This window comes from Chryseobacterium sp. BIGb0232, assembly GCF_024810195.1.
Classification (GTDB): Bacteria; Bacteroidota; Bacteroidia; order Flavobacteriales; family Weeksellaceae; genus Chryseobacterium; species Chryseobacterium pennae.
The window spans coordinates 206075-223398 of sequence record NZ_JANUEH010000008.1; the positions used below are offsets into that span (position 1 = coordinate 206075).

Below are 17324 nucleotides of genomic sequence, written 5' to 3' on the forward strand. Positions count from 1 at the left end.
ACAGATTTTCTTATTATATGAATGAGTTTGTTGAAAATCGCGAAGGCGCAAATGGTTTTGAATGCTGAGAATATTTTTAAGGCGCAAAGATTTTATCTGCGATAAAATTGTATGCTGCAGATTTGATAATGCATATTTAAATAAAAAAACCATCAGAAGCAATCCGTCTGCAATAACTTCCAACCTCCAGCTTCCCACTTCCCACTTCCAGCTTTATTTATGAAAGCTTGATCAAATAAAAAAATTATCAGGAGTGATCCGTCTACAATAACTTCTAACCTCCAGCTTCCCACTTCCAGCCTTTATCCATGAAAGACTTAATCAAGTAAAAAAATTATCAGGAGTGATCCGTCTGCAATAACTTCCAGCTTCCCACTTCCAACCTTTATTCATGAAAGACTTAATCAAGTAAAAAAATTATCAGGAGTGATCCGTCTGTAATAACTTCTAACCTCCAGCTTCCCACTTCCAGCCTTTATCCATGAAAGACTTAATCAAGTAAAAAAATTATCAGGAGTGATCCGTCTGCAATAACTTCCAACCTCCAGCTTCCCACTTCCAGCCTTTATTTATGAATATCTCTTCTGATTCTGCTGAGCGAGCTATCCTTAATTCCAAGGAAGGAAGCGATCATCTTTAATGGAACATGTTGAAAAATATCAGGGTCTTTCTTCATCAGGTTAGAATATCGGGTTGATGCTTTCTGGCTTGCCATTTCTATGAGCCGGTCGTGAATATTGTAATAATTTAAGACAAAAAGAAGTCTGCTGAACTCCCGGAATTCAGGAATATTGTGAAAGTTATGCTGTACGTTTTCCAATCCGGTTTCCCAGAATGTACAGTCGGTAACAGCCTGGTAGATCTCTTTAGTAGGCTGCTGTCTGAAAAAAGATAAAAAATCATTTACAAAGCAAGGGGCAGCATAAATATTAGTGGTAATTTCCTCATTGTCTTCATTCAGCAGATACGAACGGACGTATCCTTTTTCAAGGAAATAAGTCTTTGTACTAATAGTATTTTGATCCAGCAGGACAGCATTCGCCTTTAATTCGAATGGTTTGAAGGTTTCCGTGATTTTCTCAACCACTTCATGTCTGATACTGAACAGGGAATGGAAATAATTATTGATCGATGATTTATCCATTGGAAATTACAATACTATCTATTTTGGCCATCTAAAATAGGGATAATTCTGTGAATTCAGTGAAAGTATACATTGAAGATCAAGTGAGGCACCACTCCGGCAAAAATTCTTTGAATTTTTGCCACCCTTCCATTAGAGGGGAATGATTACGTCTTCAATTATAATATCTGTTATTATAAAAAAATCACCTCCTTTTAACCCAGTTTAACAGCCTTTGTGGCAATAAAAGTTGGCAAATACTGATCAATTAAAAACCTTGGGTTCGGCTGCATTTCTTCTGTAAAACCTTCCATAACAAAGCCTGCTTTCATTTGTCCGCCAATCAGATCAGAAAGTGTGTGTCCAAAAACCAATGCTTCCTGATTCTCCATTTTTCTGGCAATCTGCTCCTGATTCAGATCTCTTATATCTGCATACGGTAAAGTATATTTGGGTCTGATAATCCCATCTGCGATATCCTGAGGATTACGGTCTGCTACAAAAACAACCGGATTGAAAAAGCTGGCCAATAAAGAACCGCCTTTTTTCAAAACTCTGTAAGCTTCTTTCCAGACAGGATTTACATCTTCCACATAATGATTGGATATGGGATGAAAAACAATATCGAAAGACTCATCTTCAAAAACACTGAGATCTCTCATATCTCCCTGAACCGTCTTTAAAGATAAACCATCACGTTCTGCTACCCTTTCATCCTGTCTCAACTGCTCTTCCGAAATATCAAAAACAACAACATCCGCTCCTACTGCAGCCAGCACCGGAGCCTGCTGCCCTCCTGCTGATGCAAGACATAAAATTTTCTTTCCTTTTATATCTCCCAACCAAGCTTTATTTAAAGGTTTTGGAGTAAGATGCACTTCCCAGTTTCCTTCTTTGGCTTCATGGATGAGCTCTGTACTTACAGCCTGAGACCATTCGTTCTGTTCCAATGCCTGTTTGTTCCAGGCTGATTCATTATGGTTTAAAAAGTCAATTTTTCCTTCTTTCATAGTAAATATTCTTTTTCATTGGCATTCTACAAGATATATAATGCGTTACATCATTCAAATATAGAGACTTTAGGGTTTATCAGGTTTGAAAGGGCTGTCTGTTTTCATGAAAAAGACTCTTAAACGATTGTATTTTGGCTGTATTGGGGTATTTTATTACAGATAAAGCCTTTAAACATTCTGTTTAAAGGCTTTATTTTATTCAGAACGTATACAAAACATTCTAAATTATTGAAACAACGTCCTATTCCTCGCTCATAACTTCATCATAAGTAACCGGATCTTCAATTTCCTGATATTGTTCCCATTCAGCCTCAAGCTGTTTATTGGTTTTCATTTCTTCTTCAAGTTTCAGGGTCTCCCGATACTGTTTGGCTTCAGCAGTTAATGTCCATTTACAATTAATTCCCATAGATTCCAGATAGCTTTTTATATCTTGAACATTTAATTTAAAAAACTCCTTTCTTGGGTTGATTTTATTAAGCTGGCTTTTCAAAAATTTCCTATGCAATTGCTTTTCCAGAGCCGGAGCATCATCACAATAAATCATTGCATGAACATCAAACTCAAACGGAACACTAGCATCTCCTAATTCACGAACACGATCAAGAGGTTCCAGACGTCTCGTCATCCCAATTTTATAAACATCTTCACCAAATGAACCAATATTGGAAATAATATAGACATTCCCGGTTCTGGTCTGTTGAGCCATGGATATTGCTCTTTGATTTTTTTCTTCTGCCTGAAAAAGTTTCTGTTGTAATTCTTCCAGTTTTTGCTGAAACAGCAGCTTTTGTTCTTCATTTGCTCTTGCTACCTGAGATTCTGCTTTTTCAATCAATCTTTTTAAAGTAAGTTCTTCTTTTTCGGCCTCTTTCATCGCTTTTTCATATTCCCTGCGTGCTCTCTCCTCTTCACGGATCTGTTCCCGAATTTGTCTTTGCTCTTCCTGTTCCTGCCATTTTAGCTCCTGAGCAACCACTGCCCACTTCAATTCTTCGAGTCTGGCACTGTGATATACCTCGGATATTCTTGCATTTCTAAAAGCCTGTCCATTAAAATTAACCAATTGAAAAGCATCATCCATCTTTTGCTTTAAGATTCCAAAATTATCTTTTTTAACGGAAGATAAAATAGAGTCTATCTTTCCATTATAAGCATCAATAACGAAATCAATAGCGGTATTTCTTCTGGATTCATCCATATAATCACAAACTCCAGCCTGTCTGCTTACAATCATCAACTTATTATTCTGACGAAGTTTCTTCAGGTTTTCTCCAGCTTCTTTATGCCCAAAATCTTCTGCAAGCTCATCCAGTAAAGTATAGGTTGGTATTAAATATTCATTTCCATAGCCTTTAATTACGTTTTTCATAGCTTTTATGCGGTCTGCAATCTGGTCTGCTTCTCTTAAACTTCGGTAAGCATCGCCACCAATTGATTCTGCTCTTACTTCTGCGTTATCTACAATACGTTTAGACTCATGTACCGCATTGTCATACAGCAATTCTATTTCCCTGGATCTTTTTTCTGTAAGTTCCTTAACATTTTTACGCATTTCACGAGCTTCATCCTTCGCATCTGAGAGTTCAAGTTCAGCTTGGGCTTTTATCTTTAAAATGTCTCTCTGGGCTTTTTGGAGCAAATATTCACATTCTACTTTAACATCAATGATATCCTGATATTTTCTTAAAGCATCATTATGCTGCAACAACTCTGCAACTTTTTTATTTAGAGTGACTTTATCCGTTTGAATTTTAGATATATCAGTCTTTAACTGGTTATTTTCTCTATTCAGCGTTGCAATCTGATTATCTTTTTGAAGAATTTCTTTCTTTAATTTTCCGGATGTTCCAAATGCATAGAACACCAATAGTAACAAAATAATGATTAATACAATTTCCATGGTCAATGTGGGATTATATTGCAATAGTAAGCAAAATCATGATTGTTGATATACGGGAAACCGTAATTTCATTTGACTATATTTTTTGATGATATTATATGATCCCGAATTCTAACTATCTTTATCTCCGATAAAAACTATTACATGAACGACCTTATATTAACATCAAACAGATTAACCTTACGTACATTCAAAGTAAGTGATGTTTCAAATGTTCATCATATGCTCTTACAACCTGAAAGTACATTATTTAATCCCAGTTCTTACTCTGAAGATAAAAAGGAAACTCAAAAGTTAATCAATATCTGGAGGTCAGAAGCAGAAAGCGGGCAAAGCCGCAAAAAGTTTACGTTTTTAATAGAAACAACTACAGACTGTACCTTTGTAGGCATTATCGCCATTGACCTTATTAAACTTCATTACAAAAATGCTGAAACATGGTATAAGCTCAGCCCTGAAATCTGGGGAAAAGGCTATGCAACAGAGGCTCTGGAAAGAATCATCCGGTTTGGTTTTGAAGATTTAAAACTTCATAGAATTGAAGCCGGTTGTGCTGTTGACAATATTGCCTCTTATAAAGTCATGGAAAAGTGTGGCATGATAAGGGAAGCTCATCGCAGAAAGTTACTCCCCTTAAAAAACGGATGGAGTGATAATTACGAATATGCTATTCTTGAGGAAGACTATTTTGCAAAACAATAAACTAATAAACAGCTTTTGTTAACCCCTTCATGCTTTGAAGTGACATCCTATTTTTTTTTTAACGCAAAGGTTTTATCTATAAAGCTTAAGATTTTAGGAGAGCAGAGATTTCGACTAAGTCGTTAACTAAGATAATGTTAACTAACTTCTTCATCAAATCGATTGCACATTGTTTTCTTCTTAGCTTCCTTAAAAATAAAGCATTTTTTAAATAGATGCTTGTCATTACCTCTATAATTTAACCACCACTTTTCCTATCGTTCGTCCTGTTTCAATCTGTTGATGGGCTTTTGCTAGTTCATTGAAAGCAAATACATGGGAAATATGCGGTTTTATAACTCCTTTTTCTAACAAGGATGCAATAGTTCGCATATCCTTTCCACTAGAATATACAGACATAAAATAACAGGCATGCAGATTCTTTTCCCCTGCTAATCTTTCGTCTTCCTCAGTATGTCCGGATGGCAAAGCAACAATAGTCCCGAAAGGTTTTAAAACCTTAACTGATTTCTGAAAGTTTTCTCCGCCAACAGCCTCCAAGACAAAATCAAGATCATAAAGAACTTCCTCGAAATGACTCACTTTATAATCAATATGCTGATCTGCTCCCAATTCCAGAATAAAATCCCGGTTAGCAGCTGAAGAGGTGGCAATAACAAAAGCTCCGATATGTTTGGCAATTTGTACGGCAAAATGTCCTACTCCTCCTGCCGCAGCATGAATGAGTACCTTATCAGTGGATCTCAGTTTACCATAGCTGTCAAATGCCTGCCAGGCGGTCAATGCAGCCAAAGTACTGGCGGCAGCCTCATTGTGAGTGATATTGTCGGGTTTAAAAGCCAAATGTTCTGCCGGAGCAGCCACATATTCAGCATAGGCTTTTCCATGGCCGGCAAAATTAATCATCCCGAAGACCTCATCTCCTACCTGAAATGAAGTTACTTCACTTCCTGTTTCAACAATAATCCCGGAAATATCCCAACCCAAAATCAATGGATTATATTGCGCTAAACTTTCCGCCAACGGTGCTTTTCGGCTGCGTACTTTGACATCTACCGGATTAATACTGATGGCTTTCACCTTAATAAGGACTTCCTTGTTTTTGATGCTTGGTTTTTCAATTTCTCTTTCTACAAGATGTTCTACACCACCAAATCCTTCTAATACAATTGCTTTCATAGTATTTTACATTATAATAGCAAAAATAGACTGACTTCAAGCATTAAAACAGGTATATTTCGCTCACATTTGGGTATATTTTAAATACCACGAATACACGAATCCCTTTCTCATTCGTGCATTCGTGGCATCAAAAGCTAAAATCTATGATTAAAAACCTTTATATCGATGGTGATGGAGAATATTCTGACTGATCAAACACTCTTCCTGTCTTTACTTCTTTGATTCTGATAATTTTATTCCCCTTTTTTGTTACGTCAAGGGTTATTTTTTCCTTTTTAGGGTCTTTTTTATCAGAAATCGTCATTTTATTTCCTTTCAGTTCGATGGTATCATAGTCATCATATTTTACAGTATACCCAAGAAGAATTATACGATCATCATCTTTATCCGGCTTTTTAAAACTTACTGTTTCAAGCGGATAATTGGAAATAATACGTACGGCATACATTCCACTGAAGTCATAGATTCTTTCCACAAGATCATCAGGAGTAAAGGTGGTTAATGTTTCAGGCTCATTCTTCCATCTGAATGCTGTATTACCATCCATTTCTGTAATAAAACTCTCCGGTTTTTTGGGAGTGGGTGGAGCATATTCTACTTTTTTAGGAGGCGGCGGTGCTATTTCTCTATTTTTCTTCTTCTGAGCAGATGCAGCCATAGAAACCAACATAAAAAACGGTATAAACAGGTATTGGGATATTTTCATTTTGTGATTGTTTTTAAAGTAAATGAGTATCTCATACAGGAACTCCTATCAAATTTACTCTTTTTTTATATTCAAACTGAATAAGTCATTTTTTTCAACATTCTCACTAAATATCAAACCTTCGCTACACCTTATACAAGATTCTGACTTACAACAGTATAATAACAAAAACACACTAAAAAAACATAAACATAGTGTTATTTCAACAAGTCTATTCCGTCCTGATTTTGAACATTTTTAAAAGGTTTTTGGTAAGAAGGTGAACTCTAAAATGATGTAAATTTGTTATACTCAATGAAGAAGTCTCTTTACATATCAATTACTTTCATGCTTGTCCTGTTTTTTACATTACTACTGGGATTTGCCAACCACAAGAAAAGTAATATTTCTGTTCGTTCTTCAGAGAATCAAATAAGTTTTAAAGTATCTAATTCTGTTCAGCAGCATGACCTTTTGTTCATCGCGTCTATCGCTGAAAATGATTTTGATGCCGATAAGACTTTTTTTGAGTTGCCTTTCGTCCTTTTTGAAAAAGAAATGTTTTCATGGGGATCTACCTTACACTCTAACATGGTAATGAATTCTGAAACAGAATTGATACATCATTATCATCTTCCCAAATACCTTTTATTCCATAATTTAAAGATCAGAATATAAACTTTACGCTATAAATACAGCTCTGTAGACTCCATTCAGAAAAGGTTTTACATCTATTTTTTTCATTAAGATTATCCGAAAAATTCAGGTAATCAGTTTCACCTATAAAAATATAAGCTATGCATGAATTAAGTATAGTGAAGGATATCTTTGACACTTTAGAAGGGCATTATGACGCTAAAGTAGAGGATATTCAGCAGGTTCAGGTAACGGCAGGACTGTTATCCAATGTTCAGCCTGTCCTGATTCAGAATGCGTTTGATGCCTTCATTACCGACCATCCGTACTATCAGGAAATGGAACTTGAAGTACTCGTTAACGATATCATTGCTCACTGTAGCCAATGCAACAAAGATTTCCAGGTCAGGTACCACAAATTTGTCTGTGAAGACTGCGGAACTCCTTCCGCAAATATTGTTCAGGGAAACGAACTCTTTATTTCAAAAGTAATTTTTAAACAAAAAGACCATTAATATGTCAACAGCTAATCCAAAAAGTTTAGGAAACCGCGTAGGATCGGTTCAGTGTGATAATACTACTCTGCATTTACTAAAGGCTAATGATTTTGTAGCCAAAGCCATCAGAGACCGTTTAAAGGATGTTTGTGTCATCAATGTATGTTCATCTCCGGGATCCGGGAAAACAACTTTAATGCAGGAAACCGGAAAAAGACTGGCTCAGGAGCTTACTATTTCAATCCTTGTGGGTGATCCTGAAACAGAACGTGATGCGATCAGAATGCGTGAAGCAGGAATCAATGCCCTGCAGATTGTAACCGGTGGAATGTGCCACATTGAAGCTCAGATGATTCTTCAGGCCTTAGATCATATCGATTTAGAAGGTCTGGATTTATTATTCATCGAAAATGTAGGAAACCTTCTTTGCCCGTCTGCATTTGACCTTGGAGAAGATTATCGTGTTACACTTCTGGCTTCTACCGAAGGAGATGATAAACCTAAAAAGTATCCTCGCATGTTCTTAACCAGTGAACTGATGCTTGTTTCTAAGGCAGATCTACTTCCTTACGTTCCATTCTCTGTAGAAGCAGTAACAAAAGATGCCCATGAAGTAAACCCTAACCTTGAAGTAATGACCATCAGCACTTTAAACGGCGACGGAATTGACGAATGGTGCAACTGGCTGAAAGAAAAAGTAACACTGAAAAAAGAAAGCGCTAAAGAAGCTTAATATGAATACAGTACAACCAGTCGTAATTGATGAAGTAAAAAGTGGATTGCATCTAAATGATCCTGCCCCTGACGTTCTGGAACTCGAATGGTTTGAAAACAAAAAACAAAAACTAACCCGGACCACCAGATCCGGGCTGGTTTTGGAACTGAGATTAGGAAATACCAAGGAATGGCACCAGGGAGACAGCTTATACAATAATGGACAACTGATTGCTACCATTCACTTTAAAACCTGTCTTACCATAAGCTTTCCCACAGAAAATGAAGCTGAAGTGGCAGACTTCTGTTATTTTATCGGGAATCAGCATCTGCCGGTATTTTTGACCCCCAATCAACAGTTTGCCGTGCCTTATGACGGAAGACTCTATGAACAGTTGTCCTTCAGATATGGAGCCCGTATTCAGCTCACTGATGCCCAGCTTCTATCCCATCAATCCTTACGATATCTGGCAAAAAATAGAACACATGAAAATTAAAAGTCTGTATATTACAGGATTTACAGCACTGCTATTAGCATTACAAAGCTGTAATAATCCTCAAAATTCTAATACTAAAGAAACCTCAGCTAATGCGGAAGTATCTGCAACAGACAGCAGAGGTAAAAAAATTACTCTTCCTCATGAAGCGATGCGGATTGTTGTTTTATATAATGCATTGGTAGATGATGTTTATATGCTTCAGGCAAGTGAAAAAATTGTAGGAATTCCCCAGCAGATTTATGAAATGGAAGACACTTACAGCTTTCTTTCCAAGCTTGATAACCGTATTAAAAACAAAAGCATTGCCACTCCTACTTTTGGCGGACAGTCCAGTAATGCGGAAAGTATTGTTGGCCTAAAACCTGATTTGGTGCTAACCTTCAATACAGATCAGGATAATATCAATCAAATTGAAAATCTTGGCATTCCGGTATTTACTTTTTCTTCTTTAAATGATGAAAAGATTCTTGATGAGCTGAAAAATGTCGGAAAACTACTTGGAAAACAGAAACGGGCTGAGGAAGTGACAGGATATGTTGCTGAAGAAGTAAAAAAAATGAGAACATCCCAAGCCACATCTCCTAAAAAAATCTACTACGCCTGGTCAAAAGGGCGTATTATGTCCACTTCAGGAAAAGGAAGCCTTATTGATATGGCCATTACTCTTTCCGGAGCTCAGAATGCCTGCCCGGTTCCGGTAGAAGCACCCAATATAAGTGCCGAAACCATGTACAAATGGAATCCCGATCTTATTATTCTCTGGAATTCAAAACTATCGGATGTTTATAGCCTTAAGGAATTGGAAGCGCTTCCTGCTGTAAAAAACAAACAGGTCTTTGTGATGTCTCCATCATTTCCGTACGATCCGCATACCGTGAAGTTTATGTTGTTTGCCAAACAGCTCCGTCACTGGTGTATGCCTGAATATACGCAGGAACAGCTGGATCAGGATGTAAAAAAAGCTTTTGAAATGATCTATGGTAAAAAAGGATTGATCTGATGATTAAAAGCATTAAAACAATCTCTTTATTAATACTGTTGCCGGTTCTGCTTGTGTTTGTTTCACTGATTATAGGTTCCAGCCAGAATATTGGTATGGGCGAGCTGTTTCATCACATCGTCCTGGAATTGGGTATGTCTAAAGATGAAGCGGCTCTTCAGGGAAGCCTGCATATGATCTTATGGCAAGTACGTTTACCACGGATTGTCCTTACTTTCCTGGTAGGAGCCTCTCTGGCCTCTGCCGGAGGAGTTCTGCAGGCTGTTTTCAGAAATCCTATTGTTGATCCGTTTACATTGGGAATTTCTTCAGGTTCTGCATTCGGTGCAGCATTGGCCATGTTATTTCCTGTAATGGCAGTTAATATTTCGGCATTTGTTTTCGGAGTCGTGGCAGTGGTCATTACTTATCTTGTCTCATATGCCGGAGCCAAAACATCCATTGTCAGTATGGTTCTTGCCGGAATGATTGTATCTGGAGTATTTACAGCTTTCCTTACGGTCTTACAGTATCTGAGTGATCCTTATAAATTACAGGCTATTGTACAATGGACGATGGGAAATCTCCATACTGCTTCCTGGCAAAAGGTTCATACTGCAGTATTTCCGATCCTTATCGGTTTAGCAGTGATTGTTGTTCTCCGCTGGAAGCTGAACCTTTTAGCTTTAGGAGATCATGAAGCTATGGCCGTTGGTGTAAATCCAACCGTATTAAAACTGATTCTGATGGCAGTGGCAACTATGATTACAGCATCATCCGTTGCCGCTGTCGGAGTTATCAGTCTGTTTGGATTAATTGTTCCTCACATCAGCAGAATGATCTTTGGACCGAACAACAGCATCACCGTTTGGGCTAATATCAGTATCGGTGGAGCATTTTTATTATTGATTGATGATTTTTCGCGTACCGTAATGCCTTTTGAAATTCCGATTGGGGTCTTTACGATGATTATCGGAGCTCCTATTTTCATTTATTTAATGCGCAGAAACGCTATAAACTGGAACTCATGAACAGTGTGATTAATATAGAACAGCTTTCTTTTGATTATGGAAAAGACCAGGTTCTGAACCAGGTCAATGCAAAATTTCCAAAAGGAAAATTATCCGTTATTCTGGGAAGAAACGGAAGTGGTAAATCAACCTTATTTAAGATCATTGCCGGACTGGAAAAAAACTACAAAGGAAACGTATGGATTGCTGATAAAGAGCGCCGAAAAATAAAAATAGGAACTACCTCACCTGTCCGTATCGGATTTTTAACCCAGTTTCATCAGACCACTTTTCCCTTTAAGGTTTTTGATGTGATCTTAACCGGTAGAGCTTCTTTTTCAAAATTTTCACCCAGACAGTCGGATTATCAGGAAGTAGAAACCATCCTTCAAAAATTTAATTTAATTCATTTAAAAGATAAACCCTACACTTCTCTTTCCGGTGGAGAACGTCAATTGGTGCTACTGTGCCGGGTATTGGTTCAGAAACCGGATATACTGATGCTGGATGAACCCACCAATCATCTGGATCTGCATTACCAAGTCGCTGTACTGGAAGTCATTCGTCAGCTGGTTAGTGAAGGAACTACGGTTTTATGTGTCATGCATGATCCCAATCTTGCTTTTCTGTTCGGTGATGAATTTTTTGTGATGCGTCATCATGAACTGGTTGCTGTTCAGTCATTAAAGAAAGATGAATTAAAGCAGCTTCTTGAAGAGACCTATGAAGTTCCGCTACTTGCCCTGGATAATCAGGGAACCCCAATGTTTGCGCCCCAATTAAAATAAAATATATGAAAAATCATGAAGAAATAACAATTTCATTGGTACAGGATTATCAGGTATTTGAAGTACTTCCCTATGTCATGGAATTCAGACGTCAGTTGTATCCTTTACTGGATCCGTTGATTGTACCTAACGATCTGGTCAATTTTGAACAGAATTACCTTCACTCTCCCACCGGAGCTTTTTTACAGGCCCGGACTTCCAATGGGAAACTGATAGGGGCGATCGGCATGATGCCTTTTGATTATCGTTTCCCTCATCTGGATATTGATGAAAAAACAACTGTAGAAGTCGCCAGACTATTTGTTAATCCTGAATACCGAAGAAGAGGAATTGCCACTCTCCTATTTCAGGAACTGGCTAAAACCGCACAGCAGAAAAATATAAAAAGATTATATCTGCATACCCATCCTTTTCTGCAGGGAGCTTATGATTATTGGCTTAAACAGGATTTTAAACTTCTAAAATCCTGCTACGAAGGCACTTATCCTACTCTTCACATGGAATTAATGATTTCCGCAGAATAATAAATACTACAACAGCGTAGAAACATACAATGAAACATACCACCAAAAAAGCGTTGTACATCAATGGTATAATGCTCTTACTTCCTTTTGCTCTATCAGCGCAGGAAACCCATTCTATTTTCGGAAAAGTACTGAATCAGGAGGGAAAAATAATTTCTAATGCCTCGGTTTCCATTAATCAGGGAACCATCACCACAACAAGTAAAGACGGGAAGTTCCAGTTTGAAACTCCGGTTCAGTACCCGGCTCAGTTAATGATTGATGCCAAAGGTTATTCAGCATCCGATATGACACTGGATTCTCTATCTTATGATGATAAAAACGGAATCACAATTCGTTTGGTGGAAAATCAAACAGATCTTCAGGAAGTTTTGATTACAGCCCGCAGAAATAACTCTTACCTTACCAATAATCTGGAACTGGGTGGAAAATTTTCGGGAAATCTAAAGGATCTTCCACAATCAGTTTCTATTGTCAGCAGCGAGTTTATGGAGGACAAGCAGGCATACACCACCCGCGATGTTGTACAGGATCTGGCAGGAGTAACCACAGCCTCTTCCTATGATGATCTTATTATTCGTGGTTTTAAAAGTGGCTACGAAACCGGAATTCGTCTTGTGAATGGGCTGCGGTCAGGATATAGTTACGGAAACAGCTACTACCGCTCGCCTTTAACGATCAATCTGGAAAGTGTCTCCGTTTTAAAAGGTCCCGGTGCTTCATTATTCGGAGATGTAACTCCCGGAGGAACGATCAATATGGTGACTAAAAAGCCTTTAGACAAACAAAAGGGTTCTATTAACTTCTCCGTCGGCAGTTTCCAGACTATCCGTACAAGCATTGATCTGACAGGACCGTTGGATAAAGAAAAGAAAATTCTGTACCGCCTGAATGCAGGGTATGAAGACAGCAAGACCTTCCGAAATGTGAATCAGCAGAAAAACTTTATGATTGCTCCGTCTTTTACCTTTAAACCATTGGATGGAACTCAGGTAGATATAGACCTTGTATATGATCAGTTTCATGGATATCTTGACCGCGGGATGGGATTGAGAAACAATGACTTTTATGCCCTGGACCGCTCTTTTACTTTAAGTCAGCCATCTGATTTCTATAATACTAAAACACTGTCATTCAGTGCAAGATTAAGCCAGCGCCTTACTCACAATCTATCATTGAACGCCAGCTATATGAAGTCGATCTATCAGGAAGATGTGAATGAACACCGCACCCTGAACAGCTATGCTGATGCTCCTAATAATACGATTATGAATATGCGTTTCTTTGACCGCCATGGAAAAGACTATACCGATAATTCCGTAGTTTATCTGAAATGGGATCTTACGGGGCGCAAAATCGAAAACCACATCGTAGCCGGAGTAGATTATGCCCAATATGAAGGAGACAGTAACAATCAGCAGCGTGAAGCAAGACAACAGAGAATAGATGGTAAAATTGTTCCATTAACATTCGACCTTAATAATCCTACTTATACTACTCATGATCTGGGTAATTATGTATGGTTATCTCAAGGAAATTATCCTTTTTTAAGTCCATATAAAACTACCGGAATCTATGTGCAGGATCAGATTTCATTTGCGGACCGATTAAAACTTATTGTGGGACTGCGTCATGAGCATTATTATTCTGAAACAGTAAGTGGTAAAGACCGTTTTCATGCCACTCAGAATGCATGGCTGCCCCGTATTGGGCTGACATATCAGATTAACGATCAGGTTAATTATTTTGCAAGTTATTCACAGGGATTTGCGCCGGTTGGGGCTAATTTTATCCAGAATTATCAGGATTATGGTTCTGACAAACCTTTCACTGCAGAACACAGTTTCCAGATTGAAACAGGGCTAAAAACGGGGTTCTTTAAGAATCAATTACAAATGGATCTGTCCCTTTTCCAGATTGAGCGCCAAAATATACTGATTGCAACAGGGGAAATCAGTACAACAGGATTTCCGGTATACAGGCAATCAGGAGAAGCTGTATCAAAAGGTATTGAACTGGATATTCGCGGACAGTTGACCAAAGAGTTTCAGATTATGGCCAACTATACCTATGATGATACGGAGGTAAAATCTTCTTCCATTGCTTCAGAAGTAGGACAAGCTCTGCCTGGAGCACCTAAAAACATGGCTAGTTTATGGATGAAATATGTTTTTTCAACCTCTGCTGTGAAGGGGCTTGGCTTTGGTGCCGGAATGTATTATGTAGATACAAGACGTATGGATAACAGCATAGGAAAAGACAGCAATGGAAGCGCCCTTTGGGGAGAATGGCCATCTTATACGACTATAAATGCGGCAGTTTACTATCATATCGGAAAAATGAAAATGGCAGTGAATGTCAGTAATATTTTCGACAAATATTATTTCCTGGGCGGGTTCGATTATACACGGGCCTTCCCTGGAGCTCCCAGAAATGTAACGGTTTCTGTGGGATATTCTTTTTAAACTTATTTTTAATCTTGATAAAGCCTGGGGTGTTTTTTACATTCCGGGCTTTTTGTTGGAAAATGCAAAGGCGCAAAAGAATGTAAATGTTATATCTTTTTAAGGCGCAAAGATTTATCTCCGATAAAATTGAATACTGCTTTATCTTCATATGCCACGAATTCACGAATAAATAACTTATATACAACTCGAAAATCTATGTTCCTATGTGGTTAAAAAAAATAAACCATAGAGACATAGATTTATAGAATAATGTAAAATTTATTCGTGAATTCGTGGCTTAAAAACAGCTACCCATTAGCTAATATATTAATTATTAGCCTATTTTTGTAACTTCAATCTATTAAAGAATACTGTTACTTTTCATTATGGACCATGATTTTCAGTTTCATTTTATTGAACCGGATCAGAGTATTTCAGATTTTGTGGAAAATTTGGGAACATTCCATAATCATTCTGATGAAGCTAAGGAAGTTGTTATTATTCCGGATGGAAGGGTTGATCTATTTTTCATGCAGTCTCCCTCAGAACCTTTTCATGTTGCCCTGATCGGATTGGAAACCTATCCTGAACAAAGACAGATCCCACCCCAAACCCAGGCTTTTGTAGTGAGCTTTAAACCTATTGCTGTGGAATATATTTTAAATACAACCATTGCTGATGTATTAAATACAGCAAAGAAGCTTCCGCAGGATTTCTGGGGATTTAAGGCTGAGGATTTACAGGACTTTGAGCTTTGCTGTACAAAAGCCATACAAAAAATACGGGAACTGGTTCCTCAGAAAGCAGATGAGAGAAAACATCAACTTTTTGAACTTATGTATGCTTCAAAAGGAGAAATTAGCGTAAAAGACCTTTCAGAAAAGGTGGGCTGGAGTAGCAGACAGATCAACCGTTATTTCACAAAGCAATTGGGCTTATCTTTAAAGGCCTACTCTACTATCTTGCGTTTCAGGGCTTCTCTGGAACATATTGCAAAGGGTAAATTATTTCCGGAACTTAATTATACAGACCAGAATCATTTCATTAAGGAAGTGAAGAAATTTTCAGGTGTTGCGCCCAAGGAATTATCAAAAAACAAAAACGACCGATTTATACTATTATCAGTATTGAAGGGGCAGTAATTTTGTCCTGTAAAATTTAAATACAATGCTGATAGATAATACATCAATAGCCATCGTTGGCGGTGGCCCTGCCGGACTTACACTGGCCAGACTTTTGCAGCTGAAAAATGCAAACGTAAAACTATATGAGAGAGATTTTAATAAAGAAGCCCGTATGCAGGGCTCTCCTCTCGACATGCATGAAGATTCAGGGCTGGCAGCCCTACGCAAAGCCGAATTATTAGAAGAGTTTAAGAAAACATTCCGTCCGGGTGCAGATAAAATGCTCATTGTGAATGAACAGGCAGAAATACTGTTCAGCGACCATGATACCAAGCCAGAGGAAGATTTTGGCACCGAACATTTCCGTCCCGAAATAGACCGTGGACCGTTGAGGAATATGCTGCTGGACTCTCTTCAACCGGAAACCGTTGTTTGGGACAGCCATTTTTTATCCATGGAACCTCAAAATGATGGCTGGATGCTTCATTTTAAAAACGGAACATCGGCTTATGCTGATCTTGTGATTGCATCAGATGGTGCTCATTCTAAGATCCGCCCCTACCTTACAGAACAGAAACCGGTTTATTCGGGAGTTATAATGCTGGAAGGAATTATTTCAAAAGAACATGCCCCTCATATCAATGCATTGATTAACGGTGGAAAAATAATGGCTTTCGGAAAGTCTAAGAATATTCTGATGGGACAGAAAGGCAATGGTGATCTTGGCTTTTATGCAAGTTTTAAAGCTGATGAAAACTGGACAATAAACAGCGGACTGGATTTCTCTGATAATACAGCAATCCTGCAATGGTTTAAAACAGAATATCCGGAATGGAGTGAAATATGGTACGAATTGTTTGAAAAGGCCACAATTCCTTTCATCCCCCGTCCTATTTACTTTATGCCTTTAGATCAGACCTGGGAAACAAGATCTAATGTAACATTAATGGGTGATGCCGCTCATGTGATGCCTCCGTTTGCAGGAGAAGGGGCTAATATGGCGATGCTTGATGCTCTTGAACTCAGTGAATATTTAACAAATAACCATTACAGTACTTTACAGGAAGCTATTTCTCAGTATGAAATTACGATGAGAAAACGAGCTGCAGCTGCTACCAAAGATTCTCTTGAAAATGGAGAACGGATGCATTCTGAAACAGCTTTAGCAACCATGCTGGAATTCTTTAAAGGACATTGAAACAAACAGGAAGAAAGGCTTGAAGGGTTATTGGATGCTCCTGATCTAGCTCTTTAACAGGATTCAATAATGTCCTGCTTTCAGTCTCTTTACTGTATCATATTTGTACCCATGAAAAAAAGCTGCCTCCCTCAAGGCAGCCATTTTTTCGTCTTAAAAATAAATAGTTTTTCTCTCCTTAAGATCCTGATTTTGGAGATTCATTTGTGTGTGTTTTGGTTTGTATTTTTATTTATTTTTTTCTTATAATTAAAATATTTTAGAGGATTAATAATTGTTAAAACAGGTACCAGAATATG

The 17324-nt window shown here is 37.9% G+C and carries 17 protein-coding genes; 12 read left to right on the top strand and 5 right to left on the bottom strand.

Features of this window, described 5'->3' with window-relative positions; genetic code table 11:
* Window positions 1-565 precede the first annotated feature (565 nt).
* The 3 genes from M2372_RS17855 to M2372_RS17865 form a co-directional block, all read right to left on the bottom strand.
* Window positions 566-1144, bottom strand: coding sequence for a Crp/Fnr family transcriptional regulator (locus M2372_RS17855; protein WP_123319544.1), 579 nt, complete (start codon window positions 1142-1144; stop codon window positions 566-568).
* 194 nt (window positions 1145-1338) lie between these two features.
* Entirely contained in the window at window positions 1339-2133 is a 795-nt protein-coding gene (locus M2372_RS17860; RefSeq protein WP_123319545.1) for a class I SAM-dependent methyltransferase, read from the bottom strand.
* A 244-nt stretch (window positions 2134-2377) separates the two neighbouring features.
* A complete protein-coding gene (locus M2372_RS17865; RefSeq protein ID WP_185018809.1) occupies window positions 2378-4039 on the bottom strand; it encodes a DUF4041 domain-containing protein in 1662 nt (553 codons plus the stop codon).
* 144 nt (window positions 4040-4183) lie between these two features.
* Between M2372_RS17865 and M2372_RS17870 the strand changes: the two genes are divergently transcribed.
* Window positions 4184-4741 carry a GNAT family N-acetyltransferase gene (locus M2372_RS17870; protein ID WP_123319546.1) on the top strand — a complete coding sequence of 186 codons (558 nt, stop codon included), beginning with the start codon at window positions 4184-4186 and terminating at the stop codon, window positions 4739-4741.
* A 231-nt stretch (window positions 4742-4972) separates the two neighbouring features.
* On the opposite strand, the gene M2372_RS17875 is transcribed toward M2372_RS17870, so the two are convergent.
* On the bottom strand, window positions 4973-5920 hold the full coding sequence (locus M2372_RS17875; RefSeq protein ID WP_123319547.1) for an NADP-dependent oxidoreductase: 948 nt from the start codon (window positions 5918-5920) through the stop codon (window positions 4973-4975).
* Window positions 5921-6080: 160 nt separating this feature from the next.
* The gene (locus M2372_RS17880; protein WP_148060757.1) at window positions 6081-6629 is read right to left on the bottom strand and encodes a hypothetical protein; all 549 of its coding nucleotides are present in this window, start codon (window positions 6627-6629) and stop codon (window positions 6081-6083) included.
* A gap of 294 nt (window positions 6630-6923) precedes the next feature.
* Here M2372_RS17880 and M2372_RS17885 point away from each other — a divergent pair, with 294 nt between their 5' ends.
* The 11 genes from M2372_RS17885 to M2372_RS17935 all read left to right on the top strand — a co-directional run bounded on the left by M2372_RS17885 (window position 6924) and on the right by M2372_RS17935 (window position 17025).
* Window positions 6924-7286 (top strand): hypothetical protein, encoded by a 363-nt coding sequence (locus M2372_RS17885; protein WP_148060758.1) that lies wholly within the window; start codon window positions 6924-6926, stop codon window positions 7284-7286.
* A gap of 119 nt (window positions 7287-7405) precedes the next feature.
* Window positions 7406-7759 (top strand): hydrogenase maturation nickel metallochaperone HypA, encoded by a 354-nt coding sequence (locus M2372_RS17890; protein ID WP_123319550.1) that lies wholly within the window; start codon window positions 7406-7408, stop codon window positions 7757-7759.
* 1 nt (window position 7760) lies between these two features.
* Entirely contained in the window at window positions 7761-8474 is a 714-nt protein-coding gene (gene hypB / locus M2372_RS17895; RefSeq protein ID WP_123319551.1) for a hydrogenase nickel incorporation protein HypB, read from the top strand.
* Between the two features lies 1 nt (window position 8475).
* The gene (locus M2372_RS17900) at window positions 8476-8952 is read left to right on the top strand and encodes an urease accessory protein UreE (RefSeq protein WP_123319552.1); all 477 of its coding nucleotides are present in this window, start codon (window positions 8476-8478) and stop codon (window positions 8950-8952) included.
* The gene (locus M2372_RS17905; protein WP_123319553.1) at window positions 8942-9955 is read left to right on the top strand and encodes an ABC transporter substrate-binding protein; all 1014 of its coding nucleotides are present in this window, start codon (window positions 8942-8944) and stop codon (window positions 9953-9955) included. The genes M2372_RS17900 and M2372_RS17905 overlap by 11 nt, the downstream gene beginning before the upstream one ends.
* The gene (locus M2372_RS17910; protein ID WP_123319554.1) at window positions 9955-10965 is read left to right on the top strand and encodes an iron ABC transporter permease; all 1011 of its coding nucleotides are present in this window, start codon (window positions 9955-9957) and stop codon (window positions 10963-10965) included. The genes M2372_RS17905 and M2372_RS17910 overlap by 1 nt, the downstream gene beginning before the upstream one ends.
* A complete protein-coding gene (locus M2372_RS17915; RefSeq protein WP_123319555.1) occupies window positions 10962-11732 on the top strand; it encodes an ABC transporter ATP-binding protein in 771 nt (256 codons plus the stop codon). The genes M2372_RS17910 and M2372_RS17915 overlap by 4 nt, the downstream gene beginning before the upstream one ends.
* A gap of 5 nt (window positions 11733-11737) precedes the next feature.
* Entirely contained in the window at window positions 11738-12256 is a 519-nt protein-coding gene (locus tag M2372_RS17920; RefSeq protein ID WP_123319556.1) for a GNAT family N-acetyltransferase, read from the top strand.
* Between the two features lie 29 nt (window positions 12257-12285).
* Window positions 12286-14721, top strand: a complete 2436-nt coding sequence (locus M2372_RS17925) for a TonB-dependent receptor (RefSeq protein WP_123319557.1) — start codon at window positions 12286-12288, stop codon at window positions 14719-14721.
* 368 nt (window positions 14722-15089) lie between these two features.
* The gene (locus M2372_RS17930) at window positions 15090-15845 is read left to right on the top strand and encodes an AraC family transcriptional regulator (RefSeq protein WP_123319558.1); all 756 of its coding nucleotides are present in this window, start codon (window positions 15090-15092) and stop codon (window positions 15843-15845) included.
* A gap of 25 nt (window positions 15846-15870) precedes the next feature.
* Complete coding sequence (locus tag M2372_RS17935) at window positions 15871-17025, top strand: NAD(P)/FAD-dependent oxidoreductase (protein ID WP_123319559.1); 1155 nt, start codon at window positions 15871-15873, stop codon at window positions 17023-17025.
* Window positions 17026-17324 lie beyond the last annotated feature (299 nt).

Excerpts from the sequence above, each read along its gene's own strand:
- M2372_RS17855 (WP_123319544.1), bottom strand. The coding sequence starts at position 1,144 with ATGGATAAATCATCGATCAATAATTATTTCCATTCCCTGTTCAGTATC.
- M2372_RS17860 (WP_123319545.1), bottom strand. The coding sequence starts at position 2,133 with ATGAAAGAAGGAAAAATTGACTTTTTAAACCATAATGAATCAGCCTGG.
- M2372_RS17865 (WP_185018809.1), bottom strand. The coding sequence starts at position 4,039 with ATGGAAATTGTATTAATCATTATTTTGTTACTATTGGTGTTCTATGCA.
- M2372_RS17870 (WP_123319546.1), top strand. The coding sequence starts at position 4,184 with ATGAACGACCTTATATTAACATCAAACAGATTAACCTTACGTACATTC.
- M2372_RS17875 (WP_123319547.1), bottom strand. The coding sequence starts at position 5,920 with ATGAAAGCAATTGTATTAGAAGGATTTGGTGGTGTAGAACATCTTGTA.
- M2372_RS17880 (WP_148060757.1), bottom strand. The coding sequence starts at position 6,629 with ATGAAAATATCCCAATACCTGTTTATACCGTTTTTTATGTTGGTTTCT.
- M2372_RS17885 (WP_148060758.1), top strand. The coding sequence starts at position 6,924 with ATGAAGAAGTCTCTTTACATATCAATTACTTTCATGCTTGTCCTGTTT.
- M2372_RS17890 (WP_123319550.1), top strand. The coding sequence starts at position 7,406 with ATGCATGAATTAAGTATAGTGAAGGATATCTTTGACACTTTAGAAGGG.
- hypB (WP_123319551.1), top strand. The coding sequence starts at position 7,761 with ATGTCAACAGCTAATCCAAAAAGTTTAGGAAACCGCGTAGGATCGGTT.
- M2372_RS17900 (WP_123319552.1), top strand. The coding sequence starts at position 8,476 with ATGAATACAGTACAACCAGTCGTAATTGATGAAGTAAAAAGTGGATTG.
- M2372_RS17905 (WP_123319553.1), top strand. The coding sequence starts at position 8,942 with ATGAAAATTAAAAGTCTGTATATTACAGGATTTACAGCACTGCTATTA.
- M2372_RS17910 (WP_123319554.1), top strand. The coding sequence starts at position 9,955 with ATGATTAAAAGCATTAAAACAATCTCTTTATTAATACTGTTGCCGGTT.
- M2372_RS17915 (WP_123319555.1), top strand. The coding sequence starts at position 10,962 with ATGAACAGTGTGATTAATATAGAACAGCTTTCTTTTGATTATGGAAAA.
- M2372_RS17920 (WP_123319556.1), top strand. The coding sequence starts at position 11,738 with ATGAAAAATCATGAAGAAATAACAATTTCATTGGTACAGGATTATCAG.
- M2372_RS17925 (WP_123319557.1), top strand. The coding sequence starts at position 12,286 with ATGAAACATACCACCAAAAAAGCGTTGTACATCAATGGTATAATGCTC.
- M2372_RS17930 (WP_123319558.1), top strand. The coding sequence starts at position 15,090 with ATGGACCATGATTTTCAGTTTCATTTTATTGAACCGGATCAGAGTATT.
- M2372_RS17935 (WP_123319559.1), top strand. The coding sequence starts at position 15,871 with ATGCTGATAGATAATACATCAATAGCCATCGTTGGCGGTGGCCCTGCC.